The 23,302-nt window shown below is 60.8% G+C and carries 27 protein-coding genes; 12 read left to right on the top strand and 15 right to left on the bottom strand.

Annotated features, from left to right (window positions below; genetic code table 11):
- Positions 1 to 64: 64 nt before the first annotated feature.
- Positions 65 to 484: a hypothetical protein gene (locus OVA06_RS19530; RefSeq protein WP_268160975.1), complete on the top strand. Its 420-nt coding sequence runs from the start codon at positions 65 to 67 to the stop codon at positions 482 to 484.
- Positions 485 to 690: 206 nt separating this feature from the next.
- Positions 691 to 918, top strand: a complete 228-nt coding sequence (locus OVA06_RS19525) for a DUF2188 domain-containing protein (protein WP_268160973.1) — start codon at positions 691 to 693, stop codon at positions 916 to 918.
- Between the two features lie 312 nt (positions 919 to 1,230).
- Here OVA06_RS19525 and OVA06_RS19520 read toward each other — a convergent pair whose 3' ends face one another.
- The 6 genes from OVA06_RS19520 to OVA06_RS19495 all read right to left on the bottom strand — a co-directional run bounded on the left by OVA06_RS19520 (position 1,231) and on the right by OVA06_RS19495 (position 6,322).
- On the bottom strand, positions 1,231 to 2,580 hold the full coding sequence (locus tag OVA06_RS19520) for a ParB/RepB/Spo0J family partition protein (RefSeq protein WP_268160971.1): 1,350 nt from the start codon (positions 2,578 to 2,580) through the stop codon (positions 1,231 to 1,233).
- A gap of 561 nt (positions 2,581 to 3,141) precedes the next feature.
- The gene (locus OVA06_RS19515) at positions 3,142 to 3,291 is read right to left on the bottom strand and encodes a hypothetical protein (RefSeq protein WP_268160969.1); all 150 of its coding nucleotides are present in this window, start codon (positions 3,289 to 3,291) and stop codon (positions 3,142 to 3,144) included.
- A 188-nt stretch (positions 3,292 to 3,479) separates the two neighbouring features.
- Entirely contained in the window at positions 3,480 to 4,460 is a 981-nt protein-coding gene (locus tag OVA06_RS19510) for a DUF4192 family protein (protein ID WP_268160967.1), read from the bottom strand.
- Positions 4,461 to 5,105: 645 nt separating this feature from the next.
- Positions 5,106 to 5,381 carry a hypothetical protein gene (locus OVA06_RS19505; protein ID WP_268160965.1) on the bottom strand — a complete coding sequence of 92 codons (276 nt, stop codon included), beginning with the start codon at positions 5,379 to 5,381 and terminating at the stop codon, positions 5,106 to 5,108.
- An 83-nt stretch (positions 5,382 to 5,464) separates the two neighbouring features.
- Positions 5,465 to 5,815 (bottom strand): hypothetical protein, encoded by a 351-nt coding sequence (locus OVA06_RS19500; protein ID WP_268160963.1) that lies wholly within the window; start codon positions 5,813 to 5,815, stop codon positions 5,465 to 5,467.
- A 75-nt stretch (positions 5,816 to 5,890) separates the two neighbouring features.
- Positions 5,891 to 6,322, bottom strand: a complete 432-nt coding sequence (locus OVA06_RS19495; RefSeq protein WP_268160961.1) for a hypothetical protein — start codon at positions 6,320 to 6,322, stop codon at positions 5,891 to 5,893.
- A 650-nt stretch (positions 6,323 to 6,972) separates the two neighbouring features.
- Here OVA06_RS19495 and OVA06_RS19490 point away from each other — a divergent pair.
- From OVA06_RS19490 to OVA06_RS19470, 5 genes are read left to right on the top strand one after another with little or no spacing between them, the layout of a single operon-like run.
- Positions 6,973 to 7,404, top strand: a complete 432-nt coding sequence (locus OVA06_RS19490) for a LexA family protein (RefSeq protein ID WP_268160959.1) — start codon at positions 6,973 to 6,975, stop codon at positions 7,402 to 7,404.
- Positions 7,397 to 8,695, top strand: a complete 1,299-nt coding sequence (locus tag OVA06_RS19485) for a Y-family DNA polymerase (protein ID WP_268160957.1) — start codon at positions 7,397 to 7,399, stop codon at positions 8,693 to 8,695. The genes OVA06_RS19490 and OVA06_RS19485 overlap by 8 nt, the downstream gene beginning before the upstream one ends.
- 28 nt (positions 8,696 to 8,723) lie before the next feature.
- Positions 8,724 to 9,038, top strand: coding sequence for a hypothetical protein (locus tag OVA06_RS19480; protein ID WP_268160955.1), 315 nt, complete (start codon positions 8,724 to 8,726; stop codon positions 9,036 to 9,038).
- The gene (locus OVA06_RS19475) at positions 9,038 to 9,436 is read left to right on the top strand and encodes a hypothetical protein (RefSeq protein ID WP_268160953.1); all 399 of its coding nucleotides are present in this window, start codon (positions 9,038 to 9,040) and stop codon (positions 9,434 to 9,436) included. Before OVA06_RS19480 ends, OVA06_RS19475 begins: the two co-directional genes overlap by 1 nt.
- Before the next feature lie 9 nt (positions 9,437 to 9,445).
- Complete coding sequence (locus OVA06_RS19470) at positions 9,446 to 9,589, top strand: hypothetical protein (protein WP_268160951.1); 144 nt, start codon at positions 9,446 to 9,448, stop codon at positions 9,587 to 9,589.
- 11 nt (positions 9,590 to 9,600) lie between these two features.
- Here OVA06_RS19470 and OVA06_RS19465 read toward each other — a convergent pair whose 3' ends face one another.
- Positions 9,601 to 10,122, bottom strand: a complete 522-nt coding sequence (locus OVA06_RS19465; protein WP_268160949.1) for a hypothetical protein — start codon at positions 10,120 to 10,122, stop codon at positions 9,601 to 9,603.
- 259 nt (positions 10,123 to 10,381) lie between these two features.
- Here OVA06_RS19465 and OVA06_RS19460 point away from each other — a divergent pair, with 259 nt between their 5' ends.
- The gene (locus tag OVA06_RS19460; RefSeq protein ID WP_268160947.1) at positions 10,382 to 11,275 is read left to right on the top strand and encodes a hypothetical protein; all 894 of its coding nucleotides are present in this window, start codon (positions 10,382 to 10,384) and stop codon (positions 11,273 to 11,275) included.
- Between the two features lie 224 nt (positions 11,276 to 11,499).
- Here OVA06_RS19460 and OVA06_RS19455 read toward each other — a convergent pair whose 3' ends face one another.
- A complete protein-coding gene (locus tag OVA06_RS19455; RefSeq protein WP_268160945.1) occupies positions 11,500 to 12,798 on the bottom strand; it encodes a hypothetical protein in 1,299 nt (432 codons plus the stop codon).
- A gap of 145 nt (positions 12,799 to 12,943) precedes the next feature.
- Between OVA06_RS19455 and OVA06_RS19450 the strand changes: the two genes are divergently transcribed.
- Entirely contained in the window at positions 12,944 to 13,378 is a 435-nt protein-coding gene (locus tag OVA06_RS19450; protein ID WP_268160944.1) for a hypothetical protein, read from the top strand.
- An 83-nt stretch (positions 13,379 to 13,461) separates the two neighbouring features.
- Here OVA06_RS19450 and OVA06_RS19445 read toward each other — a convergent pair whose 3' ends face one another.
- Positions 13,462 to 13,698, bottom strand: a complete 237-nt coding sequence (locus tag OVA06_RS19445) for a hypothetical protein (RefSeq protein WP_268160942.1) — start codon at positions 13,696 to 13,698, stop codon at positions 13,462 to 13,464.
- Between the two features lie 538 nt (positions 13,699 to 14,236).
- A complete protein-coding gene (locus OVA06_RS19440; RefSeq protein WP_268160940.1) occupies positions 14,237 to 15,256 on the bottom strand; it encodes a hypothetical protein in 1,020 nt (339 codons plus the stop codon).
- A 147-nt stretch (positions 15,257 to 15,403) separates the two neighbouring features.
- On the opposite strand from OVA06_RS19440, the gene OVA06_RS19435 reads away from it, so the two are divergent.
- Positions 15,404 to 16,378, top strand: coding sequence for a hypothetical protein (locus tag OVA06_RS19435; protein WP_268160938.1), 975 nt, complete (start codon positions 15,404 to 15,406; stop codon positions 16,376 to 16,378).
- A gap of 322 nt (positions 16,379 to 16,700) precedes the next feature.
- Positions 16,701 to 17,111, top strand: coding sequence for a hypothetical protein (locus OVA06_RS19430; RefSeq protein ID WP_268160936.1), 411 nt, complete (start codon positions 16,701 to 16,703; stop codon positions 17,109 to 17,111).
- Between the two features lie 100 nt (positions 17,112 to 17,211).
- On the opposite strand, the gene OVA06_RS19425 is transcribed toward OVA06_RS19430, so the two are convergent.
- Positions 17,212 to 17,802: a recombinase family protein gene (locus OVA06_RS19425; protein WP_268160934.1), complete on the bottom strand. Its 591-nt coding sequence runs from the start codon at positions 17,800 to 17,802 to the stop codon at positions 17,212 to 17,214.
- Positions 17,803 to 18,047: 245 nt separating this feature from the next.
- Here OVA06_RS19425 and OVA06_RS19420 point away from each other — a divergent pair, with 245 nt between their 5' ends.
- A complete protein-coding gene (locus tag OVA06_RS19420; protein ID WP_268160932.1) occupies positions 18,048 to 18,824 on the top strand; it encodes a hypothetical protein in 777 nt (258 codons plus the stop codon).
- Between the two features lie 85 nt (positions 18,825 to 18,909).
- Here OVA06_RS19420 and OVA06_RS19415 read toward each other — a convergent pair whose 3' ends face one another.
- The 4 genes from OVA06_RS19415 to OVA06_RS19400 all read right to left on the bottom strand — a co-directional run bounded on the left by OVA06_RS19415 (position 18,910) and on the right by OVA06_RS19400 (position 22,719).
- Positions 18,910 to 19,389 carry a DUF4160 domain-containing protein gene (locus OVA06_RS19415; RefSeq protein WP_268160930.1) on the bottom strand — a complete coding sequence of 160 codons (480 nt, stop codon included), beginning with the start codon at positions 19,387 to 19,389 and terminating at the stop codon, positions 18,910 to 18,912.
- A 44-nt stretch (positions 19,390 to 19,433) separates the two neighbouring features.
- Positions 19,434 to 19,646: a ParB family protein gene (locus OVA06_RS19410; RefSeq protein ID WP_268160928.1), complete on the bottom strand. Its 213-nt coding sequence runs from the start codon at positions 19,644 to 19,646 to the stop codon at positions 19,434 to 19,436.
- Between the two features lie 158 nt (positions 19,647 to 19,804).
- Entirely contained in the window at positions 19,805 to 20,719 is a 915-nt protein-coding gene (locus tag OVA06_RS19405; RefSeq protein ID WP_268160926.1) for a ParA family protein, read from the bottom strand.
- A gap of 392 nt (positions 20,720 to 21,111) precedes the next feature.
- Positions 21,112 to 22,719, bottom strand: coding sequence for a hypothetical protein (locus OVA06_RS19400; RefSeq protein WP_268160924.1), 1,608 nt, complete (start codon positions 22,717 to 22,719; stop codon positions 21,112 to 21,114).
- Positions 22,720 to 23,302: the final 583 nt, after the last annotated feature.

The raw sequence follows: 23,302 nt of genomic DNA, 5'->3' as shown, positions 1-23,302 counted from the left end.
CATAGGGGTCGGTATCCTACGGTGAAGCAGGAAGAGCCATAACGGCGGAAGGGCTTGAGGGGGCATGGCAGGGGTGAAGCGTTCGGCGCCGTATCCGGAGTGGGTGCAGATGTACCGGCAGGGTCTGACCACGGGCAGGATCGCGGCCCTGTGCGGGGCCGCGCAGACCACCGTCCGGTACCACCTTCAGATCGCTGCCCGCGCCGAACCGTCTTTGAGGGATGACCATCGAGCCGCGGCGCGCGATCCCGCCCCGCGACTGGAGATCCGCAGTCGGCAGAACCTTCACGATGTCCTGGCCCTCTACCGGGCAGAACAACGGCTGCCACGCAGCAAGGCGTCCTCACGGCGGGAACGGACCCTGTACACGTGGCTTGTCCGCCGGCGGCAGGAGTTTGGGAACGGCACCCTCTCCCCCACTTTGAAGGAAGCCTTGGATGAGATACGGGGCTGGGACACCCCGCGCCGGGCAGCAGGAGGATAACGGGACACTCCGCGGTGACCGGCGGGCGGCGTGCCGAGCTTGAAAGGTAAGCATGCTTGCTATTAGGTTGGTGTCAGCTTCTCCGCCGGTCCCCCATTCTGCGGAGGGGTTAGGAAGACCCCGCTTGCTCCCAGTGCTGCGGGGTTTTTCGCTATCCGCGGTCGCGCGGCAGATGTCCGGAAATCGAACGGTAGAGGGAGTGTGCAGTGGCTCAGGGCGACGTCGAGACGTACTACGAAGATGGCCAGTGGAAGAACAAGCGCGAGGGTACCGGCCGCGCGTTTGGTGCCGGCTACGGCACGAAGGACGAAGCGGTGGCTGCGGGCCGGGAAGCGGCCCAGGCTGACAAGGTGGAGCACGTCGTTAAGAACCAGGACGGCCAGATCGGTTCCAAGAACAGTTATGGCAACGATCCACGCAACGTCCCGGGCTGAATCGTCGTGAGGACTCAAGTTCCCGGTTAACCCGGAAAGGAGCCGGCATGTGCCGGCTCCTTTCGGGTTTCTCTGCAAAGAAATCTGTAGTCAGTCTAGCTGAAGTGAGGGCCGTTCCCGCCAGCGTCGTTGCTGCGGCGCGGCTCTTGCTTTGTTCCTGGGTGGCGCGGAAAACGGCGGTCCGCCGCTGGTGAGTGGTTGCTATGGTTCGCCCTGGGCGGCGGACCGCCCGACTTCTGGAAGGTTCCTGGCCTTCCTGTGGTGATTGGCTGGGGCCTTGCCGGGCGGTGGGGTTCCGCCCGGCAAGGGGTTTTATTCAGCCGGTTCGGCCTCGGCGGGTTTGCCGCTGTCGATGATGATCTGCTCCGTTTCGGATGCGGTGTATCCCCAAGCGACCAGCTGGTTCAGGTAGGCCCGGTGGGCTTGGCCCGGTGAGCGCCACGAGTCCTTTTGGATGGTCTTTTCGTACCCTGCGCAGACCAGCGCAATCAGTGCGAATTCCGGGCGGGCGGTGGTCTTGGCGACGTGGTCCCTGAGCGGGTTCCATGCCCACTGGTTGGATTCTTCGATCTTCGCCCCGACCATTTCTGCGGCTACCTTGCCCTCGTAGCCGCTGGCGGTTTCGGCGTGGTGGGTGATCGCGTGGACGGTGAAGTACTGCCAGCCTTTCGGGGCCTGCTTCTTGGCCAGCAGGTTCTTGACCCATTCGCGCCTTACAACAGTTGCGGACTGCATCAGTTTGTTGTTCTCGATCAGGGTTTTCCGCTCGGCTTTCTGTTCGTCGGTCATCGGCCCTTTGTTGGCCGATGAGGACGAGTAGTAAGTGTTCCGCGGGGTGAAGCCCAGTTCCTTCCATCCGACGATGACGGGGACGGTGGTGTGTTCGCCGTGGTAGTTCTGGTTGATGTAGACGGCGTTGCCGTCTTCTTCGGTTGCCGGTTCTCCGTCAGCGCGGTTCAGCGAGCTGACGCGGAGGGTTTCGCTCTCGTCGTTGTAGCCGGGGGCTTCAACAATGGTGATCCCGTCCTTTTCGAGTTCGGCGGTGAATGCGGCGAGAGCGGCGGCGCGGTCGCGCTTATCGCGCAGCTGCTGGGTGACGTGCAGGAGCATGTCGGGTTCGTCCATGATGACCGATTCGAGTTCGGCGGTGGCGTCCTCGTCCGACTCAAATTCCGCGAGGACAAGCGCCTCTTCGATGGTGTAGCCCTTGCCCAGGGCGGCGGCTCCGGTCTCGGTGGACTTGGCTTTGAGGGCATTTTCCACGGTGGTCTTGGTCCGCCCGGTCTTCTTGGCAATCGCGGCCGCCGAAACACCGATCAGGGACAGCTGGTGGTAGGCATCCGCTTCGTCCGCTTCGGTCAGTTCGGCGCGCTGGATATTTTCAACTACCTGCGTGACGATGCGTTCAGCTTCTTCCGGGCTTTCGATGATCATGACCGGGATCAGGGGCCGTTCGGCTTCGACGGCGGCGCGGGTGCGGCGCTGGCCCATCAGGACGTGCACGGTGCCGTCGTCCTTGCGGTGGGCAATGACCGGTTCCATCACGCCGTGTTCCTTGATGCTGGCAATGAAGTCGGAGGTCAGGGCGGCGTCTTTCCGGACGTTGATATCAACGGTCAGGGTGGCCGGGTCGAGCATTTCCAGTGTGGGCGTTGCGTTCATGGTTTTTGCCTTTGCAGAGACGTGGGGGTGGTGGGGCGATCAATGGTGACCGGCCAGCTCCCCGTCTCCCCCCGTTGTTTTTTGGTTGCTGGCAAGCTTGCTTGCTCGGCGGCCGACGGAGCCCTGTCTACCCAAAGGGCAAGGGGCGGGAAATTCCCGGAGGAAATAAGCGACGCAGGAGCGCCGTAGGGACATTTCCTGCACCGCAGGCCCCGGAGCGAAGCGGAGGGCTAGACGGGGTGGAGCGGACGCCTAGAATCCGAAGGACAGCAACCAGAAAACGTCGTAGACACGACAGGTTCAGGGGGTCCGGAGCTCTGCGACGGCACGCCCTGGACCCAACAGCCGGCCGCGCCAGCGGACGCCCGTCAACTGGTTGGAGCGCAGCGGAAACCAGGGCGAGCCCCGCGAGCCTGCCCTACCAGGGACTCAATGTGGCATGCTCGAGGACGTAAACAGCAGGATGTTTACCCCAAACACTAAGAGCCGGCACGTTGATGCCGGCTCTTAGTGTTTCCTCTGCAAGGGAATCTGTGGGGCAGCGGCTTCGCTGCGCGGGTTTTAGAAGTTGTGGTGTTCCTGGGCGTGGGCCGTGTCCACGGGGCCGATTTCCTCGCCGGCCGTGAGCAGCTGCAGCTCGATGATGTCTTCGGCCAGGCTCGCGTCTTCGGCCGGCTTGTCGTCGTCGGTCATCGTGTATTCGGTTCCCATGGCGTGTGCCTTCCGGTTGTGGTCCTCGGGCCCACTGTAGTCCGGAATCCTGCACGTTTTCTGGGTTCTGGCTCCGCCCGCGTCAGCGTGACTCGGCGGCCGGCGGAGCGCCAGCGGGGGAGGCCGCCCCGCCATCGGAAAAGGCCGGGCCGGATACCTCGTCGGTGATCCGGCCCGGCCTGACTGTCCTAGATCAGACGGCGCTTGTAGGCGGTTCCCTCGTCGCGGGCGACGTCGGCGATTGCGCCGCGGTTGATGAGTTCCCGCAGCAGCACCGCGAGCCGGAAGTCCGAAACGTCTTCGGCGGCGAGTTTCAGGTACCGGTCAGCCTGGGTGCCGTGACCTTTGAGCCATTCCAGCCACCCCATCAGGGAGAGCATGGGCGCGCGCTGCCCGGCCGGGACAGCTTTCATAAGCTCGAAAGCTATAGCTTCGGCGTGGTCCACGCGCTCCCAGTCCGGGCGGCCGGTGAACTTTCCGGTCAGCGTGTCTCCGAAGGCGCCGTTGTGGGTGCTGATCGTGTCCCGGAACAGGTAGTCGCGGATGTGCTTGTGCTGGAACGCTGCGGCAAGCTCCCGGGCGGTCGCGGTGTTCGGCATCCCCTTGGCGTCCAGCGCCGCCTTCCATGCCGTGCATGCTGCCTCGAAATCCTCAAGGTTGCCTTCGGGTGCTTCCACCGGAAGCGCCCACCCGCCCAGCAGCTCGGGGTGGTAGACGTCGATATCCGGGGCTGATCCGAAGTAGGTCAAGGTGGCGTTGGCGTTGCTGTCGCGGATCTCGTCAAGCGGGTTCCGTTCTGACGTGCCGTAGGTGGCCCAGTAGGTGCCGGTCACCAGGAAGACCGTTTTGACGGGCATCCGGGCGGTGGCCAGCTCGTTGCTGAGCGCCAGGACGTGGGCGGCGTAAGGAAACCCGTAGGCGGGCTTTTCGTCGGTGTAGACGATCACGTAGCTGCCTGTGGCTTTCTCGTCGTGGGCCGCGTAGGTGGCCATCATCTGCGCGTAATCCAGCGGGGCGGACTCTGCCGGGGCATCCATGCGGAGGGTCGCCCCGAGTGCGCCGAGGCGTGCTGTCAGCACGACGAACGATTCCTTGGGCTGGTTGCCCAGCAGGTGCGGAACGGCGGCGAGAAGGTCAGCGGTGCTGGTGATGGTCAGTTTTTCAGTCATGGTTTTTGTCCTTGCAGAGACGTGGGTGGGCGGGGCGGCTTAGGTGACCGGCCAGCTCCCCGTCTCCCCCCGTTGTTTTTTGGTTGCTGGCAAGCTTGCTTGCTCGGCTGCCGACGGAGCCCTGTCTACCCAAAGGGCAAGGGGCGGGAAATTCCCGGAGGAAATAAGCGACGCAGGAGCGCCGTAGGGACATTTCCTGCACCGCAGGCCCCGGAGCGAAGCGGAGGGCTAGACGGGGTGGAGCGGACGCCTAGAATCCGAAGGACAGCAACCAGAAAACGTCGTAGACACGACAGGTTCAGGGGGTCCGGAGCTCTGCGACGGCACGCCCTGGACCCAACAGCCGGCCGCGCCAGCGGACGCCCGTCAACTGGTTGGAGCGCAGCGGAAACCAGGGCGAGCCCCGCGAGCCTGCCCTAACGGGCCTGGACCGTGAATTGCGCCGGGGTTGCCGGCAGCCAGGGCTTGCCGCCGGAGCCACCCAGGGGTTTCCTTTCCTGCGCGAAAACGGCGGTCCGCCGCCGACGACCACCACCTAAAGCCGGCCACGTGCGGCGGACCGCCAGCACCTCAAAAGTCCTGGGGCCACATAGGAAAGCACCCACCTACTCGCCTGAGTAAGTGGGTGCCTTCGGGGTGCTGGGCTTAGTGCATTTTTGCCCGGTGTTCCGGTGCGAACAGGACCGCGACTAGCTCGTTGTGCCAGTCCAGCGCTGCGTACCGGCGGGTGGTGTCCAGCAGGCCGGGGTCAACGCGGGCATTCGTGGTCACTGCCTCTGCCATGCCCCGGATGTGGGCGGCGAGGTCGTTGGACGCGTCCGCGCTGTAGGACTCGGGGGACTTCTGCACGAGTGCGGCCAGCGTTTCGAGGAAAACGACGGTCTGGGCGGTGTTCTCCGTGATGCGGTGGGGGTCGGTCATGGTTCTTACTCCTTTGCAGAGACGTGGGGGTGGTGGGGCGATCAATGGTGACCGGCTTCAAAAGGAGCCGGTCACCTCCTGCCCTACTCGCGGCGGTCGTGGAGCGGAACGGCTCCGTAGTGTCCGGCTGCACGGCGGAAACGGGCGTCACTGCTGAAGATGAACGTGCCTCCGAACATGTACCACGGGGTGGGTTCGCCTTCCGGGGTGACCGGCTGGGCGTGGACCACGGTCTCGCGGTGGAAGTGCTCGTTTCTGACCAGTCGAACGGCGGGCCGCTCTGGCGTGGCTTCGAAAACTGGGTCGATGCCCTCGCCAATAACGGTTACTTCCATGACGCGGGAGAAGATTCCCCGGTTTGAGAAGTCGGTACCCAGGGCGTCGCGGTAGATCAAGGCGGTGATGCCCTTCGGGCCTGTGGTGTCGTTGCTCATGGTGGCTCCTTCAAAAGATGATGGGTGCTGTACTGCCCGGCCAGAGCCAGGCAGTACAGCGGTTCTCAGTGCTGGTTACGCGGCGTCCCGCACGGCGTAGGGCATCCGGTACCGGCTTGGCAGTTCGGCGGCGGCCTCGGGCAGGTCGGCCGGGCCTTGTGCCTGCCCGTTCTTCCAGCTGGAGAACGCCTGTTCGGTGATCGCGTCCCACAGGCGGGCCTTGGTCCGGTAGTAGGTGCAGGTCACGTCACCCTCGCAATAGGTGGCGATGCCGAACAGGTTGCCGATGCTGTCAGCGGTGCGGGTGACGGCGACCATGACGTAGGGCCATTGGCCAAGGTCCCAGCCGTCACAGCCCCAGCTGGAGAGCACGGCCCAGCCGTGTTCTTCGATGAGTTCCATCCAGTCGTAGCCTCCGTTCACGTGGTAGTCACCCAGCACGGTCAGGCCGTCGATGGTTTCCTCCGTGTCCGCGAGGATCACGGTCTTTTTGCTTACTGCGTTCATGGTTTTTGCCTTTGCAGAGACGTGGGGGTGGTGGGGCGATCAATGGTGACCGGCCAGCTCCCCGTCTCCCCCCGTTGTTTTTTGGTTGCTGGCAAGCTTGCTTGCTCGGCGGCCGACGGAGCCCTGTCTACCCAAAGGGCAAGGGGCGGGAAATTCCCGGAGGAAATAAGCGACGCAGGAGCGCCGTAGGGACATTTCCTGCACCGCAGGCCCCGGAGCGAAGCGGAGGGCTAGACGGGGTGGAGCGGACGCCTAGAATCCGAAGGACAGCAACCAGAAAACGTCGTAGACACGACAGGTTCAGGGGGTCCGGAGCTCTGCGACGGCACGCCCTGGACCCAACAGCCGGCCGCGCCAGCGGACGCCCGTCAACTGGTTGGAGCGCAGCGGAAACCAGGGCGAGCCCCGCGAGCCTGCCCTAACGGGCCTGGACCCCGCCGACGTCGAACTGCCTCCGCAGCTTCACACCCGGCAGAGCTGATAAGCCGCGGTGGACGGGTTGTGCACATTGGCGGGCAGGTGGAGCCCTCCGCGCAGCTCAAAGCTGTCCCCATTGTGCGCAAGCCGTCCAGGCCGCCCCTCGGGAGGCCTCTATTGTCCGAGCCCTGGAGTACAGTTAATCGAACATAGATTCGAATAAAAGGTGTGTTGTGGGCGTGATAGTTGGCCCCCGTGTGATAGATGCGGGACTGTCTTTGGTGACGGTGCTGGTGGCGCCGGTAGCGGTGGCCGCCGGTTATCCATCGCCCGCCCAGGACTACTTTGACGGCCGGATCGACCTCAACGCCCATCTGGTCAAGGATGTGACCAGCACGTTCATCGTCCGGGTCGCCGGGCATTCCATGGAGCAGGCCGGGATCAGCGACGGCGATGAGCTCGTGGTTAACCGGGCACTTGAACCCAAGGACGGTTCGGTGGTTGTGGCGGTCCTGGACGGCGAGCTGACGATCAAACGCCTGAGGATCACGCCCGCCGGGGTGGTCCTCCAGGCCGACAATCCCCGGTTCCCCGATATCGAAGTTCCGGCCTTGGCGGAACTTTCGGTGTGGGGGGTCGTTGAGCGGTGTTTACATTATGTCTAGGCCCGCGGTGATGCGCCGGATGCAGGAAATCGCGCACGTGGACGTGAACTGCTTTTACGCCTCGGCCGAACGTGCCTTCAACCCGTCTTTGGAAGGCAAACCGGTCATTGTGCTCTCCAACAATGACGGCTGCGCTGTCACCCGCTCCCCGGAAGCTAAACGCCTCGGCATTGCCATGGGTGAGCCGTGGTTCAAACTCCGGCCACGGGCGAAGGAATGGGGCCTGGTGGCCCTGTCGAGCAACTACGAACTTTACGGGGACATCAGCTCCCGGGTGATGGAGCTGCTGGGCCGCTATTCGGCCTGGTTGGAGGTGTATTCCGTTGACGAGGCGTTCCTGGGCGTCAAGGGTGAATCGGACGAGCTGCTGGCACTGGGCCGGGAGATGAAGGCCGCATGCCGGCGGCACGTCGGCGTGCCGGTCTGCGTCGGTATCGCCCCGACGAAGACCCTGGCGAAGCTGTGCAATAAGTGGGCGAAGAACAACCCCGCCTTCGGTGGGGTGTGCCGGTGGGGATCAGTGCCGAAAGAGCAGCGCGAAGCGCTCATGTCCCGGTTGTCCGTGATCGAAATCTGGGGCGTGGCCACCCGGTTGACCAAACGGTTGAACGCGATGGGGATCTTCACCATCGCCGACCTAGCCCGGGCCAACCCGGTCGCGATCCGGGACAAGTTCTCCATCGTCATGATGCGCACTGTCCTGGAGCTGCAGGGCACACCCTGCATCCCCATGGAAGAGGAACGGGTAGGACGTGACCAGCTCATCTTCTCCCGGTCCTTCTCCACACCGATCACCACTGCTGCGGGACTGCGGCAAGTCATGAGCGTGTACGCGCAAATGGCATCGGCCCGGTTAGCCAAACACGGCCTGCAAGCGAAAGTGTTGACGGCGTTCGCGGCGACGTCGCACTTCAACCCGAACGAAAAGTCGTTCCCCTCGGTCTGCCTGACACTGCCCATGCCCACCGCGGATCCGGTACTGCTGACAAAAGCAGCCCACGCCCTGCTCCCCCAGGTCCACGAAGGCGTGAAGTATGTCCGGGCCGGGATCATGGTCACCGATCTGCGCCCGACCGGGAACCAGAAACCCTTGGAACTGTTCGAAAACCCTCACGAAGAACGCGGCATCGGAACCCTGCTCGAAGAAGTGACCAAACGGTACGGCCGCGGATCCATCGGCCTCGGCCACGCAGGGGTCAAAGGCGGCCCGGACTGGTCCATGAAACGCGACATGCTCTCCCCCAGGTACACGACCCACTGGGACGAGCTTCCCCTAGTCAAGGCCGCCTGACCGGCGCTGCAACAGAAAGGAGTCCACCATGACTCTCGCTCCCGAACACCCCACCACCGGGCACGGAATCGATGTCCGGTTCAGCCTCGATGGCACCCCGTTGGCGGTCCGGCACGATGGCCGGATCTGGATGGTCGATCCCGACGTGCACACCGCGCACTGGTTCACCAGGGACGCATGGTGGGAACACCGGACCCGGGCAGCGATCGGCACCGGCGATGTTGTCAGCGTCGAGCACTGGCAGGTCCAGGCGAAACTCCCGACGGCCGGCGCGGAACTGCGCACGTTCACGCTGCGCCGCGAACCCCTGGCCACACAGTGGGACCTGGAGTCCATCAACTAGTGCCCACCCACCTCTACCGCTCCCCCGTCCCGGAGCAACTATGGAACAGGATCCGCGACGAGTTCACGCTCCCCACCCTGGAACAAGTCCGTGAACGCTTTGCAGCCGTACACGAGGATCCCGAACCGGCGACAAGGCAGCTGATCCGCGTGTTCATCGATGAGGAGACTTACTGTCCCGGCTTCCAGTTCCACCCCGACCTGTCCCTCAACCCCGTGGTGGTCAGGGTATTTGAACGGGCGATGGAGCTGCGGATCCCGCACAACTATTTCGCCCTCTGGATGATGGTCCGTTCCCCCGACCTGCACGGCCGGCGTCCCGTAGACCTGCGGAACGCCGGCGATCCGTCACCGCTGCTGGGGGCGTTGGGCCAGATCCGCGACGAGCTGGCGGCCTAGGATATGGGGGTGAAAATTACCCTGACCGTAGAGGCCGGCAACGGCGAACTCAGTCACGTCGAGGCCGAAGGCCAGACGTATGAGGAAGCCAAAGCAGCGGTCGAGGCATTGATTCCGGAAGGCGCCACAGCGATTGTGATCCGAATCGGTTAGCTTTGGCCTCGCTATTTATCGGCCCAGCGCTCGTGTGCGGCCTGGCGGCTGATCCCTGCGGCACGGCCAATGTCTGCCCAGGAAGCGCCGGCAGCTTTGGCGGCCGCGACAGTCTTATCCAGGCGGCGCGTTGACTGACGGTGTTCCTTTACGGCCGCTTCAACCCCCAGAATGGCTTCTGACGGTGCAATGTGGATCATCCATTCGTCCTGAACGGCGTCCTCCACAGGTAGGGAAACATATGCCGCGTCCCCGGGCCGGCAATACGCTTTGCGGGAGGCGAAGTCAGCCTCAGACGGTGTGAGGACCCGTTGCCACACCTCTCCCTGCCAGCCGCAAGTGCAGGCTCCACGCCAACTCATGATGAGGTCATCGGGAACGATTTCCTCATCGGATTCCCCGCCCGGTTTGTACTCTCCCGTGATTCCGTGGACAAGCATCCCTTCCGCAACGCCGCCCGAAGCGAGGCGCCCATCCGGTGCGATAGCCGCCACATAGCCCTCATGATTGTTGTCGGTGGAGGTCCAGCCCATAGCCTTACGCCTTCCTGTCAGGGTTTCCTGACACACAGTCTGCACGGGAGCACTGACATTTTCCAGAAGACTCAGCGACCAGTCCGGGACCGTTGCGGACTCAAGGTCTGCGGGCAGTCCCACAACCTTGGAAGTGGGACAGCCGGCGAGCCTCACTTCCTTGCGTCAGGATGGTCCTCTGCCCCGCTTAGAGCTCCAAATGTTGAGCTTTTTTGGAACACCAATACAGGGACGTTTGATAGGCCCTTAAGGGGTGGGAGTGCTGGTGTATATTTCTATCGAGTTGGCAACGGCCAGCACATCAGCGGCCGGGGGAAACATGGTTAACATTGCTGCGCATAAATCTGGATTACGGGTTGCGGCCCTCGGTCTGACGGCGATCGTCCTAGCTGCGTCAGGTTGTGCAGCACCCACAGCCAGGGAAGAAAAACCCAGGTCGTCATCAACTCCGTCGTCGACACCGGAAACACCAAAAACCACGCCAACCACCGGCCAGCCCGTTTCGTCGTCCAACACAGCATTGCCGATCAAGGGCCTCACAAACGATGGCAAGGGAGAGTATCTGCAGACAACCATTTCTGCTGATGACCCGGCCATGAAAGTCATCCCAGAAACCGTTGATCCGTCAGCCAGCGAACGCTTCACCGCTGACGAAATCCAGGACGCCCAGCGCTTCATCGCCACATTCATTGCCGAAGAAACCATCGACTCAATCCTTAATGCGAACCCCACGGACCGGACAACCATCGACGCTTGGTGGTCGCGTAACAAAGACAAAGTTGAGCCCTCTAACCTCGACGAGTTCTACGCGGACGTCCATTCAGCGGATGAGAATAAACCACTGGTAATGAGAGGCTTCTTCCGGGACGGTAAGTACGACCTCATGTACGGAGCAAGCCAACCGCACGTCATCGACCGGACACTGACTCCCACATCAGTAAAGGGAGGCGAAGTCAACGGTTTGAAAGTGGTCGGCATTAACTTCGATGCTTCGTATAATCTGGCCGCCAACCACAATGGTGAACAAGTCCCGGAAACCACCACCGCCACCATCAGCTATACGGTGACCAATGAAGTCACGGGCCATTGGCAGATCACGGGCTACTACTCACACTTCAACACCATCCCGGCCGGAGATATCGGCAGCCGCTAGAACCTCGCAATCCATTGTTCTACCCAAGGCTGACTGGCGCATCGCCAGTGTGCCGACGGAGTTGACCGGGTTCAACTTCAATTTCATCTGGACAGCCATCCACCGCGGACACCTCGCCGTCGTACCCGACTGCGTCGCTACTTGGGCCTTTCACAGGGTCGGCCTTGACGTCCTCCACGACTTAGGGCCCCACGCTGTACCAGTTCCTTGGATGTGGCACGCGTTCAGCTCTCAGGCGCCCATCGCCAACGGTTCCTCGCGTCTCTGAGGCTTGTTCGGACTGTCTCAGCGTCCGCTTTACCCGCGGATACATCCCTCCACGCTTCATAGAGGTCCCGTGTATCTATGAGTGCTCCTCCGGCCTCGGTGAGCGGCCGCAGATCGTCATCGTTGGGAATGGCCTGGACACGAGTCGAGGGGTTAGTGCCCCGCCAGGCATTGACGATATGCCAGACGGCAGGGGGCTCCTGTCCGGTTTCCTTGGTATAGGCCACTGCCGGCCGGCCTGTGATTTGAGGGACGTCATTCACCTTCGCACCCTTCGCGTACCCCTTCACTTCCACGAGAGTCAGCCAGTCAGCTTCCGACGGGTCTTCGACGCGAAGGTCTTCAAGCTTCGCTCCGGTTCGTTCGTCGTGGTGATCGTCCATGTCTCTGACTTTGAACCCAAGGTCTTCCAGAACTGTGGTTACAGCCTTGACTAGTTCGTCGCCGTCACTAGTGAGAATCCGGCGGGTTCCTTCGTCCGCCAAGCGCGTCGATTCCTCTAGCCGGGCTTGTATCTCCTGCTCACGCCGCTCGAACTCCCTAAGAGCTTCATCATGAGCCTGCCTCACTGCCTGCAGGTCACCTACATGCTTACTGACTTCGGGAGGGGACCATCGATCGCTTGTTTTCCATTCAAGGTCTGGGGGCACACTATCCGAATCAACATCGCCAACCAGGTCTAGAAAGAGCCTCAGCCAAGCGATGTGCTGCTGCGTTTCTGCGGGCAAAACCAAATTCAGCTTTCCGCCGCGGTGGGTAAGCAGCGCATAGACGGATTGTTTGGCTCCTACGTGAACAAGGGGAACGCACCGTGACGCAAGGTTGCCACCCTCTGCGATTGTTGCCCGATAAGAAGGCATCATCTCTACAAGGCGCCACGCCTCTTTTTTTCCCTCAGGCACGTTGGGAATCACTGTTGTTTTCAAGAGCGTCGCCAGAGTCGGCGGGACATCCTTTGGGATGGCCAACTCATTAGCCAGGGTGGAAACGTCCCGACTGAATGAGTAATCCTTTGAGTCCTCAACGAAGCCTCCCGCTACGACCGCTCCAAACGAGAGTACGTGCAGATGCTCTGCACGACGGCGGGCGCTGGACGCGAACGTTACCAAAATGTCGTATTCGTCTTCATCCACCTTCTCGGTGGTGGTTATGACCTTGAACGTTGGTACGAGCTCCAACAATTCTTTTGTCAGCACCTCTTGGGGCGGGGTCTCAAAGAGCACACGAGGGCGGGGCTGCACGTTGAAAATGTTCACTCACAAACAATATCGAGACGCGCACTTCAGGAGCCGCTGAAGGTGTCTCACTTCCTTGGAATCGGCACGGCTTTGCTCTGGGGCTTCGCCTCGCCGCTACTCTCTACTCTGGGGGAGCAAAGTGCGCCCGGAATGGAGCATCAAAATGAATACGCCAGCGGACAGTGCAGAGAGAGCGCATCCAATCGAAAAAGAGGACACGGTTAGTCCCTGGCCACCCTTTTTCATGGGCATCTTCATTTCGGCTGTCGCAGTAGGTAGTGCGATCTACGTCTATCAGACCACCGGCCCGGTCGGACCCAATGAGATAGGCCTACTGATCAGGCTGACGGCGTTCATTGCGATCGTGGGGGTTACTCTCATTGGCCTCGGGATTTACATCCGCAGAACGCAGAAATCTGGTCGGATTTTTTACAAATTGAGGCCCAAGGACTACGTCACCCTGATTCTCCAGCTGTTGCCCGGTGCTGCACTTGCTGCACTTGGAAACACTCTGACGCCGGAATTCGGCTGGTTGAGTCTAGGTCTTGGCACAGCTGTAAGTGTGTTGTTGGTTCGGCGGTCGGGCCCGAAGCTGTAATCAGAAGCTAAGGCCTCGCTACAGTGGGACGGCTCCAGCCTGATCGGTTTGGGTGCCGTCCCACTTCCTTGGGAGTGGGACGCTTACTTTGACGAATAGGCCTTGGTGACGATAGCGCCGTATCGATGAACGGAAAGATCGGCCGTGGCTGGGACGCTGGTGAACTTCGCTAGGACGCTGACCAGCTGCGTCCCCTTCCGGGAATACAGCATGTGGCTTGCCTGCTCCCCCGTTGGTCCGGATTCGTAGAAGCGCGCCGCATCACCGAGGCCGGAAATGTCCTGTCTCACCCACCCTGGCTGCGAATCCTTGGCCAGCATCTCGTAGCTGTAGGTCGGTTTCTTACTGGTGGAGAGCGCAAGGAAGTTGGGTGTGCCTGGCGCGTGCCCATCGGTGGTGAAAGAGCAGAGCAGCCCGCCTGCTGAATGCCCTGTTGTGCTGTCTGCGGACAGTGTCGACTTCCCAATTGCAGCGTAAACCTCCGCGGCAACGTCTAGGGCTGCGCAAGCTTTTATGGCGGCAGGGCTAACCCCCGGAGCCACCGCGTACGCCTCCGGGGAAGACGGGAGGGGCGGTGGTGTATATACCACCGCGTCCTGCGGGGCCTCGGCGGTGGGAGTACCGTCCATAGTGGTCGCAGGTGAACTCAGAGGCTCAGTGCTTGCCGGTGCGTCCGGCTGCGCCGAGGAGCAGCCGCCTAGCATAAACGCAGTTGCTGCCACGACAGCCAATGCGGCCACCTTGCCATTCATGATGCCTCCCAGAGGGCCGATAATTCCCATGAGCATTAAACCCCACGTGGAGCCTGCGCGCTCTAAAAATGACGCGGCCCTGGACTTAGTCCGATAATCACAGGTGCTAGGCATTCCGGTGCAGTAACTCCGTGAAAAACTCCCTGAGTAGGGTGGCCGCCCGCTTCCTATCTACAAACTCCTGACCACCGAACCGGTAAACCTCGTAGCCGGCGAGTTTCAGTTTGCGGTCCTCGGCCACCATTCGTGCGTATAACTCCGGACTCGCGCGCCGAGCCTGGTCTGCATAGTGTTGAATCCCATCAAGTTCGATGACCACCCTGCGTCGATTAGGTAGGAGCAAAAGAAAATCCATTCGCTGCCGGGGCAGTGTGCCGCCGAACGACTTTGTGTACGGGTCGTAGTGGAGGTAAACCTGTGGAATAAGGGCCGCCGTACCGAAGCCTTCGCTTTTGTACAGCTTGCAGTACTCATCGAAGAGGAATTGTTCGGCCTCGTTTCCGTCCAGGGACTCTTTGAGGCGCCAGTAAAGTTCTCTAGCAGCGATCAGTTCCGCCTCTTCGTCCAATGAATCAGACTGGGCCCTCCAAGCCACGAGCTCCCGCCACGTCAAACCGGCTGTGGACAGGGGCCTGTCGTAGACCAGGCAGTACTCCCCATTTTTGGTGATCTCAATTACGTTGCTCACCGCGTCGCGCAGCACTAGCTTCGGCTTCGGTCCGTTGGCTGCGAAGATCAAGTTCCTCATTTCGCCCGCCACTCCGCGCACCCCGGCCAAGGCGAGAAGCTGCTCTAGATCGACACTCGGATAGTCCTCATTCACGACGTAGCCCAAGTCAACGAGCTGCTCCATTGTTTGGGAGCCCAGCCGTCGTTGTACATAGCGGAACTTGCCGGACATGGGATCAATTTCCTCAGCAGTCTGAGGTTCAAGGCCGAAGCGAACGCACTCATCCGCTAGGTTGTATGCCTTGGCACCAGACAGCGCCCCTGCAATCGCTTCCTGGAGGTTTTTATGCGTAAGTCGAATAGCAGCCTCCGGTGCTGCAGCCTCTTGGAAAAGCGAGGAAAAAACTTCCTGAAAGCTACCGGCCGAAGGGTAGGGTTCCTGCTGATGTGAGCTCACCCACCAAGCATCTCAGTAAGGGCTGACACCGGCTTGGCGTCACACGCACCATCACTGAGGCAACGTTCCGAGCAGCGACTTCCGGCCTGGCCCCGGGGTGTTCCACTTCCTTGGAATATGGGACAGGCAGTGGCGGAAGGGGAGTGAGTGGCCAAGCACCGGCTGGATGGAAGGATAAAGGGCATGGACCTCTCCCCCACTGACATGATCGCCGGCTTAGCACTCCTGGTGGCATGCGTTGCGGCGTGGACCACGTGGCGCATACACAAGGACTCGGGTGGCAGAGTCCAAGTCCAGATGAACGCTGCCGCCTATTTTCCCTACGCTGGCACCGGCAGGTTGGAACGGAGCGAAAAGGGCAAGTTCTTCCTCAACGAATCCCCGGAACCGTCAGTAGAGCTCGCGCAGATCATCATCGAAAATCCAGGCCGTACGGGCGTGACGGTAACAGGCGTCGGCCTACGTATCGAGGGGCTTAACCGGGCGAATCACTCGATCATCACGCCGCGATCCTTCCTTCTCGAAGGATATGGGGGATCGGACGCGCGGCCAGAGGACTACTTCCGACTCGAACCCTATGATCGAAGGACACTGCTGTTCGACTACTGGTCCATCCTCGATGCAGAGTTCGACAAGGATCCATCACTCCGAGAGCTGACGATCCATGCAGAGGTCACTGTCGCAGGACATAGCAACCCGTTCGACTCGAAGCACCATGGGTACTGGAGAATCCAACGAGACTTTGTCAGCGCGGTCGGCGGACACACCATTCGCCGGCCACGGAACATCATCCTCGCTGAATTCCTCCGGTCCAACTCACGCGAGCTAGCAGCCATCAATTACATGGACCAATACGCAGTGACCGTGGAGGACACCGCCGACCCGAACTGGAACTACACCAAGTTCGAGGAACACCTGAAGCAGCTGCTCGAGGACCCATCCAGTGACCTGGTGCACCTTACTGACCCGCCACTCTTGCATCACAGCGCAGTACTCCAAATCTTCAATCAGCTCCAGCGCCTGGGGCCGAAGGCCAAACCTTTCCCAGTACTGGACCACCGAAAGCACTACTACAAAGCGCGGCGCCTTACTCCAAGGACAGAGACCAACGCCAGCAAGTGATCCAAGGTTCGCGGCTTCCCGGGTCGTTACAGGCAGTTGACCTGCAGGGCGAAAAACAACAAGGTGAGCCGCGCGGACTCGGCCCTATGCCGTTCGCGGAAGATACGGCCAGCACACGCAGAGCCAGCCAGCCCAAGCGTTGTCGGAGCACAGTCATGACTTTAGAAACTCCGTCCGACTCGCTCCCTGCCTTTGCAAGATGCAGCACCGCTACTCATTCTGATTAAACGCTCACAGTGAGTGGCCGTCCCACTTCCTTAGTTGTGGAACGCTCGGTCGGCGCGACAGGATGGATGGGTCATTGAACTGAATTGGGGTCTACATGACGAATGCCGGCAGTATCTATGGTCGTACCAGCGACGAGTGGGAAGAGATGCGCGAAGCAGGAGAGCGCTTTCTGATCTCTGTCGCCGAGCAGCGCAGCATGACGGACTACAGCTCCTTGAACCATGCGATCTTCGAGCAGACGGGATACCGGACATTCGACTATGCCCACGTGTCGGAGCGTGCGGCCATTGGGCGGCTGCTCGGGGAAATATCACTTAAGACCAACAAGGAGCATGGCGTTATGCTCTCTGCTCTCGTGACTCATCAGGGATCAAACGATGAAGGTGCGGGTTTCTATAAGCTAGCGGCCGAACTCGGGAAGATGCCCAAGAAGCCAACGGAAGACGATAAATTAGAGGCGCTTGTGCGCTTGGTACACGAGGTGCACCAGCAGTACGCTCGCTAACTTCTTCTCGTGATCTTGAACCATCGGGCCCTGCAGCTCGAGTAGGCGCCGTCCTTCGTAATGTGGATGTCCCAGAAGCTAATCCACAACTCGAAGAGATCTAGACAGCTACGCCGACGACTTTCGGTACATCACTGCGACTAAGAGCACGGGTCAGTGAAGAAACGCTGACGCTGAGGGTCTGAGCTGTCTCCTTTAAGGTCTTCCCCTGGCTGCGCAGCAGCCTTGCCGCCTCTGTCTTGGCCGGGGTCATGGTTCGAGGGCGGCCACCGCTCCGTCCGCGAGCCTTCGCTGCCGCTAGGCCGGCCTTTGTCCGTTCAGACAGCCGCGATCGTTCATACTCGGCAAGCGAAGCGAACATATCGAAGATGAGCTTTCCATGCGCGCTTGTCGTGTCTAACCACGGTTCCGCGAGAGAACGGAACCCTATCCCCCGCTGTCCGAGCACGGTCACAATGTCGGCCAAGTCCGCAGTGCTGCGGCCCAACCTGGTCAGGTCAGCAACAGTCAGAACGTTCCCCGGCTGCAGGTAGTCCAAGCATTCCCTCCATCGCGTCCTTGCCTGGGTAGCCCCGGACGCGTACTCCTGAAACACGCGCACGGCCCCGGCAGCCACGAGTGCATCCACCTGAGAATCCAGTGACTGCCCCCGAGTGCTTACCCTGGCGTACCCAATCACGTTGCCAGACACGTCAAAAATCCTCCGTCTACAGTTTTGACCAGCATTCATTTCGAAAACAAGTTTTGACCAACAATAGGGGCGCTTTTCCGGATTTCTTGAAGGCTTGCCGAGCCTAGGTCAGAAACGGTCGTTATTGAAGCCGTACTTAGTCATCCTGGACCTTCGGCCTTAGCTCTGCCATGACGGAGGTTCGTGCCGGGCCGACGGCAAAGGCATGTGAGAGTTAGTTGGCTTCTTCAGGCATTCTTGGAGGTATGGAGGATCGAGAATTAGAAGCCCACCCTGACTTCGCTGCTAATTTGCTCGAACAGATTTTCTGTCTGTGGGTCGAGCCTGAGCTGGAGCGCCGGGGGCTCCCTGTGGATCGATCATCAATACGCAAGGCCTTGGTGACGTTCAGCCCAGATCAGGCTCAAGTTCCGGTGGTAGCCATCAACGAGGAAGCAGAACTTATCGGCTCAATTCGAGCTACAAGGGACATCCAAGCTGGGGAGCCTGTCACCGAGGACGATGTCGCCGAGATTGAAGGACTCGAGCCCGCCAACATCGATCCAAACAACGGATGGATCGCCTATGCCGTCCTCCGCGGCCAAGGATTCATCCAATTCGATTTGCGCTACAACAAAGAACGCGCCAGTCAGGTTCTCGGATTGGCAAGCGAATACGTCACTGCAGCTGAGGCATGTTTGAAGTTGTCACCCCGGCCCGCGGTCGACAACCTGTACTCGGCTGCCGAGCTCTCTGTCCATGCACAGATGTTTGGCACCAACTCCACAACCAAGCAACACTGGAGACGGGCTAAATGGCTAGACGCATGGGCGGAGCTCAAAAATGTCCCGGCTAACCACCCGACCATCCTGGATCAGTTGCACAAGGAAAGAGCTGCGGCACGATACGGGGACGGTCAGTTGTCGTTGACGCCCGACGAGCTTTTATCGATGATTTCTCACGTGCGGGAAATGATCTCCTTCGCTGCCCGACGCACTGGAGCGTTCGACAAAGGCACCCTGCCGACGCCCAGAGACTCCTGACGTCCACAACGGGCCTTGCCCTCCCAAACCAGCACAAGGAACTCTTCCGAGGCCCTGGTTCCCGGAGATGCTCAATGTCCACCGATTACGGCTCGGCGTTCGTCGCCCCTTCGTGGGCGCGCTTCTCCCAAAATTCAGTCAGTTTTTCCTCGTACTTCATAAAAACGGCCTTCATCTGCTTCATGTCTTTCCCGCGAATTTCGGAGGGCGGGTTATCCAAAAATTCCCCTGTGGTGAGGTCGATCCGCAGCTTGTCATACAGGATGCCCTGGAACTTGACATGGCAATGCGGAGGGTCGTGGTCATTCGAATGAACCACAAGCTTGACCCCAAACTCCTCGGGGGTGCTGTCGGATACCAGAGAGAGGAAGAAGCCTTCTTCGTCATATGCCGCGGGCCCCTTTGTTCCCAGCGCATGTAGGAGCATTCGTTCGGCGCGTTCGAGCACGTGCTCAACCGTGATGAACCCGCCTTCCTCGGCTTCGTCCCAATTGCCTTGGGTGTACAGCGTGACGGGCACATCCCACTCATGATCCCAGTACGGATTGTTCGGGTACTTACTCACTCCGCCATCCTTCACTCATTCAAACCGCGTCATTACGGTTTCAGTTAGCTGTCTTTGAGCTTCCTGCCTCCTGGCAGCTTCTCTCCCCACGCCGGATACATCTTGCCCTGGTTGTGTTCGGCTTCCCGCCGCAGGGTTTCCGCTTCGATGGCTTTCGCAACGAAATGGGCCCAGGTGTTATCCCCCTCGACGTAGCTGGTCGCCTTGTAGGCGGCTTTGGCGCGGTTGCGAATGGCGGTGGGGATGCTTACGGTCATGGGCGCCGTCTCAGCGTCCCTGGCTTCTTCCTTCTTCGCGGCCGAGTCTTGCCGGCGGCCCGGCAGCATTCTGGCTAGCGGTGCATCGGTCGTGGGGGGTGCTGCCGTCGGGCGAGGCGGTAGGCCGAGTGCTGGACGGCTGGAGCTTTGGGCGGCGCTCATGCGCTGACCTCCTGTGATTCCGTGGCGGCTACGCGCCGCGTTACTTCCATGGCGACGGCATGCAGGTCTTCTGCGACGCTGGACGCAGATTTGGGGCCTGCGTGCGTGGCCTTGGCTTCTCCGCGAAGAACCTCCCACCATTTCGGAGCTTTGCTGAGCTCCCGTTCAAGTTCGTGGGCCAGTATGCCGCGTTCTCTGCAGGCCTGGGCAGTTGCTTCTGCGTGGCGGATGGTCATTGGGAATAGCACTTCGTCGGTGCCGAAGTCTGCAATGAGGTGATCACGGGTGACCTTGTGGACCTGTTTGGAGTTGGTTCCGGTTCCTACCAGGACAACACCCAGGAGGTCGAGTGATGGGTTAAGTCCCACCACGCTGTCCATGCGTGCTGCCACTGCGGCGACACCTTTACGGCTGGACATATCTGTTTTTAGCGGGACCAGTGCGTAGCGTGCGGCAGCGACAGCCGCTGCCTGCAGAGGCTCGTTGCCGGGCGGGCAATCAAGTAGGACGAGGTCGTACTCCCCCGCCACGGCTGCAAGCATTTTTGCCAGGGCCAGGTGGGCCGCGTCGCGGTCCTTTTGAGCCTTCGCTCCAAGAAATGCCGCTGCATCGTCGAGCTCGGGTCCGCCGGAGATAACGTCCAGGTTGGGTCGGATGCTCGTCAGTAGGGTTGGCTCGGCACCGAAGCAGAGTGCGGCTGCCAGGCTCCTGCCGCCGTCCCCTTGGTCGGAGTAGCCCAGGTCCTCCGCAAGGTTGCCCTGGGGATCAAGATCCACGAGGAGCACGCGGGAGCCAGCCTCCGCGAGGAGCCCACCCACATTGGCCACAAGGCTTGTCTTGAAGACGCCGCCCTTACCGTTGATTACCGCGATAACCCTGCTGAGCGCTCCACGGTCCACATCGTGTTTCATCGATCCTCCCTTTCACAAGTGTTCCAAGCGTAAACAGCATTACTTGTTTCACTTGTGAAGCTGGCTACCGTGTCTCTACTTTTTTCACTTCTTTAAAAAGTAGAGACAGTCAAACAAGCTCCGCTTGCTTGGCTTGCTTGGCTTGCTTCGCTGTAATGTATTGCGAAGCAAGCTTTACTTGTTTCGGAACACAAACAATCTCTGCAAGTGGAATCATGCGTCCCCGTATGCCCTTGAAGTTCGGCCATAGCGACTTGTTTCTGCGCCCTCAGAACACTGCCCCCGGCCACACCCAGGCCGTAGGTTTCCCCGGGCGTGTAGCGGACTAGCGTGGCCGCCGCCGCAGGCCCCTTATAATGCCTTTCCAAGTGCTTGGTGCGGCTCTCTGGTGCCTATGCAGCGTCCCAAATGTGCGACTCGCCAGGCGGCAGCCAGTACTCGTCCCGCTCAGGGTCGTACAGGTCTTGTTCCTCGAGGTGCTTCGTAAGGAACCGGTCGAGGTAAGCATGCCAGGCGGCGCGTTCAAACCGGTTGCGGCTGATCTGGCTCTGGTAGTCCTCCAGGACCCCCAGCCGGGCGGCCAAATTGGTGAGGTTGACCGCCACGGTCTTCCACTGTCCGTGGTCGCGCCGGATCATGCCGAGAGCTTCCATAGCAGCCAGTGCCGTTGACACAGCGTTTCGGCTGATGCTTGTGGCGCGCACAATGTCTGCGGTTGTGGGGGAGTGGCGGCCCCGTTCAATGGCCTCGTATACGAGAGCAGCAACATCCCCCAGGTGGCGGAAGACGGGGCGCACAGCATGAATGCGTCCTTTGCGCCATGTCAGCTCCCTCGCTAGTTGTTGGTAGTGCTGGGGCAACTGGATGAGGTAGACGTCTGCGGTCTTGTGGCGGGCGTGAGCGACCTTGGTGAGGATCCCGTCTGAAGCCTGGGCCAGCACCGGCAACAACCGGGCAATGGTGACGTGGTGTTTTCCCATGGCGACCGCAAGCGTCCGGCAACCAACGTCGAGGAAATCTGTTTCTTTCGCCCGCAAGTAGCCCAGCAGACCGCGGATCAAGAGTCTGAGGCTGAGTCCTTCGCGACCCCTGGCTGATAGGCGGTGGTCCAGTACGGCGTGCAGGACGTTTTCCAAGTCGTTCACGAGTTGATGGATTGAAGCAGAGCTGCGGTCGGTGCCCCCCCCTGTGGGTTTAGTGGGGCTTGTGTTGTTAATAAGGGCATTGTTTTTCCCGGTTTCTCGGGACCTGCGTTTTTGGGTGCTGCCGGCGTTGGTGTAGGCCTGGGCTTTGGCCCATTCGAAGGAGAGGAGCCTCGCTTGGTTGGCTTGCGTGCCGTACAGGGCTGCCAGGCCGGGGAACTGGCCGCTGAGTTCGTTTTCTACGTCTTGCAGTGACCAGCCGCAGGCAGCGAAGTGGTTCAGTACGCCCAGGCGGGCCTCTGAGGGGCTCGCGTACTTGGCAGTGTCGTAGAGCCCGGTGCGTGCAATCCGGCGCAGGGGGCTCTCGCTGCCGCCGGTCATGGAGATTTGGGCGCCAGTAGTCCTGGCTATCGTTGCTGCTTTGGCCTGGCGCCGGTGGATGGCCTTGTTGCGAGCCAATTCGGGGGCAAGGGCGGCGCGAAGTGCTGTTATGGCGCCTGGCGAGTTGCGGACGCGGAGTGTGGCGTAGGCGTTAGCCAGGGGAGTGGCGAGGGTCTGGTGGCCGCCAGTCTTATGCCGTGAGCCAGGGACGCGGATGCATCCGTCGGTGATGTTCTGGTGGGGGCTCGGGTCAAGGCTTGCGGCGAGAAGGCCGAGGGCTTCGATGAGCTCGCGGGCCTTGCCGGCCGTGAGCCGTTGTTGGAGGGGAATGTAGAGGTGCCTGCCGCCGCTGGGGGAGAAGTCCTCCACGTAAACGACGTTGGCGTCGTCAAGAAGCTTCCTGAGCCGTGCGGCGTCTGAGTCCACGACGCTCTTCAGTGCTTTGGAGGTATCCAGGTCGATGCAAAGCGTGGCCACCGACCCATCCGCACCGTGAATCATCACTGCTGCAGGCCGCTCGGGCAGCGATTTCGTGATGGCGGGAGGAGTTGCCGGCCGCGGGTACTGGAACCTGGAAGCGATCCACCGACCAGTCCGGTAAGTGGGCTGCCCAGCGATCAGGGGTGCCAGCGCCCATGCCTCAACCGGCGACGGTTCACCAACACGTTCCGGCCGCGTCGTTGTTGACGCCCATGGGTAGGGCTGTACCATTGGGGCAATACCTTTCTTTGGGAGGGTGTGACAAAGGGAGCCTCCTCGCGAGAGGGAGCTTCAAAAGTTCAGATCGAGTAACTGCCAGGAAACGCAGATCTGAACGGATTCTTAGTGAAGGCCCGCCTTGTGCGGGCCTTCAACTCTTAACTGGCCTTCGCGATAGGCAAAGCCTCCTGGTGGTGGCGAAGCTGGTCGAGATCTACGGTCTTCAGATGAGCGTGGACAAGCCTTGCGATTAGATCGCTCCGACTTTCCTTGGTCGCGTCCACAACGGCCGCGAGTTTCTCTGCATCGGAGATAGGCAGCCGTGCTGTGATCACGTGGCGTTCGCCCTTGCTTCGCTGTG

This window comes from Pseudarthrobacter sp. SL88 (genome assembly GCF_026672455.1).
Taxonomy (GTDB): Bacteria; Actinomycetota; Actinomycetes; order Actinomycetales; family Micrococcaceae; genus Arthrobacter.
The sequence above is the reverse complement of the archived record's forward strand: the minus strand, read 5'-3'. Positions and strand labels throughout refer to the sequence as shown.

Excerpts from the sequence above, each read along its gene's own strand:
- OVA06_RS19445 (WP_268160942.1), bottom strand. The coding sequence starts at position 13,698 with ATGCTGGCCAAGGATTCGCAGCCAGGGTGGGTGAGACAGGACATTTCC.
- OVA06_RS19510 (WP_268160967.1), bottom strand. The coding sequence starts at position 4,460 with ATGACTGAAAAACTGACCATCACCAGCACCGCTGACCTTCTCGCCGCC.
- OVA06_RS19485 (WP_268160957.1), top strand. The coding sequence starts at position 7,397 with ATGTCTAGGCCCGCGGTGATGCGCCGGATGCAGGAAATCGCGCACGTG.
- OVA06_RS19480 (WP_268160955.1), top strand. The coding sequence starts at position 8,724 with ATGACTCTCGCTCCCGAACACCCCACCACCGGGCACGGAATCGATGTC.
- OVA06_RS19530 (WP_268160975.1), top strand. The coding sequence starts at position 65 with ATGGCAGGGGTGAAGCGTTCGGCGCCGTATCCGGAGTGGGTGCAGATG.
- OVA06_RS19410 (WP_268160928.1), bottom strand. The coding sequence starts at position 19,646 with ATGACCGTAAGCATCCCCACCGCCATTCGCAACCGCGCCAAAGCCGCC.
- OVA06_RS19430 (WP_268160936.1), top strand. The coding sequence starts at position 16,701 with ATGACGAATGCCGGCAGTATCTATGGTCGTACCAGCGACGAGTGGGAA.
- OVA06_RS19515 (WP_268160969.1), bottom strand. The coding sequence starts at position 3,291 with ATGGGAACCGAATACACGATGACCGACGACGACAAGCCGGCCGAAGAC.
- OVA06_RS19420 (WP_268160932.1), top strand. The coding sequence starts at position 18,048 with ATGGAGGATCGAGAATTAGAAGCCCACCCTGACTTCGCTGCTAATTTG.
- OVA06_RS19505 (WP_268160965.1), bottom strand. The coding sequence starts at position 5,381 with ATGACCGACCCCCACCGCATCACGGAGAACACCGCCCAGACCGTCGTT.
- OVA06_RS19405 (WP_268160926.1), bottom strand. The coding sequence starts at position 20,719 with ATGAAACACGATGTGGACCGTGGAGCGCTCAGCAGGGTTATCGCGGTA.
- OVA06_RS19520 (WP_268160971.1), bottom strand. The coding sequence starts at position 2,580 with ATGAACGCAACGCCCACACTGGAAATGCTCGACCCGGCCACCCTGACC.
- OVA06_RS19465 (WP_268160949.1), bottom strand. The coding sequence starts at position 10,122 with ATGGGCTGGACCTCCACCGACAACAATCATGAGGGCTATGTGGCGGCT.
- OVA06_RS19500 (WP_268160963.1), bottom strand. The coding sequence starts at position 5,815 with ATGAGCAACGACACCACAGGCCCGAAGGGCATCACCGCCTTGATCTAC.
- OVA06_RS19450 (WP_268160944.1), top strand. The coding sequence starts at position 12,944 with ATGAATACGCCAGCGGACAGTGCAGAGAGAGCGCATCCAATCGAAAAA.
- OVA06_RS19495 (WP_268160961.1), bottom strand. The coding sequence starts at position 6,322 with ATGAACGCAGTAAGCAAAAAGACCGTGATCCTCGCGGACACGGAGGAA.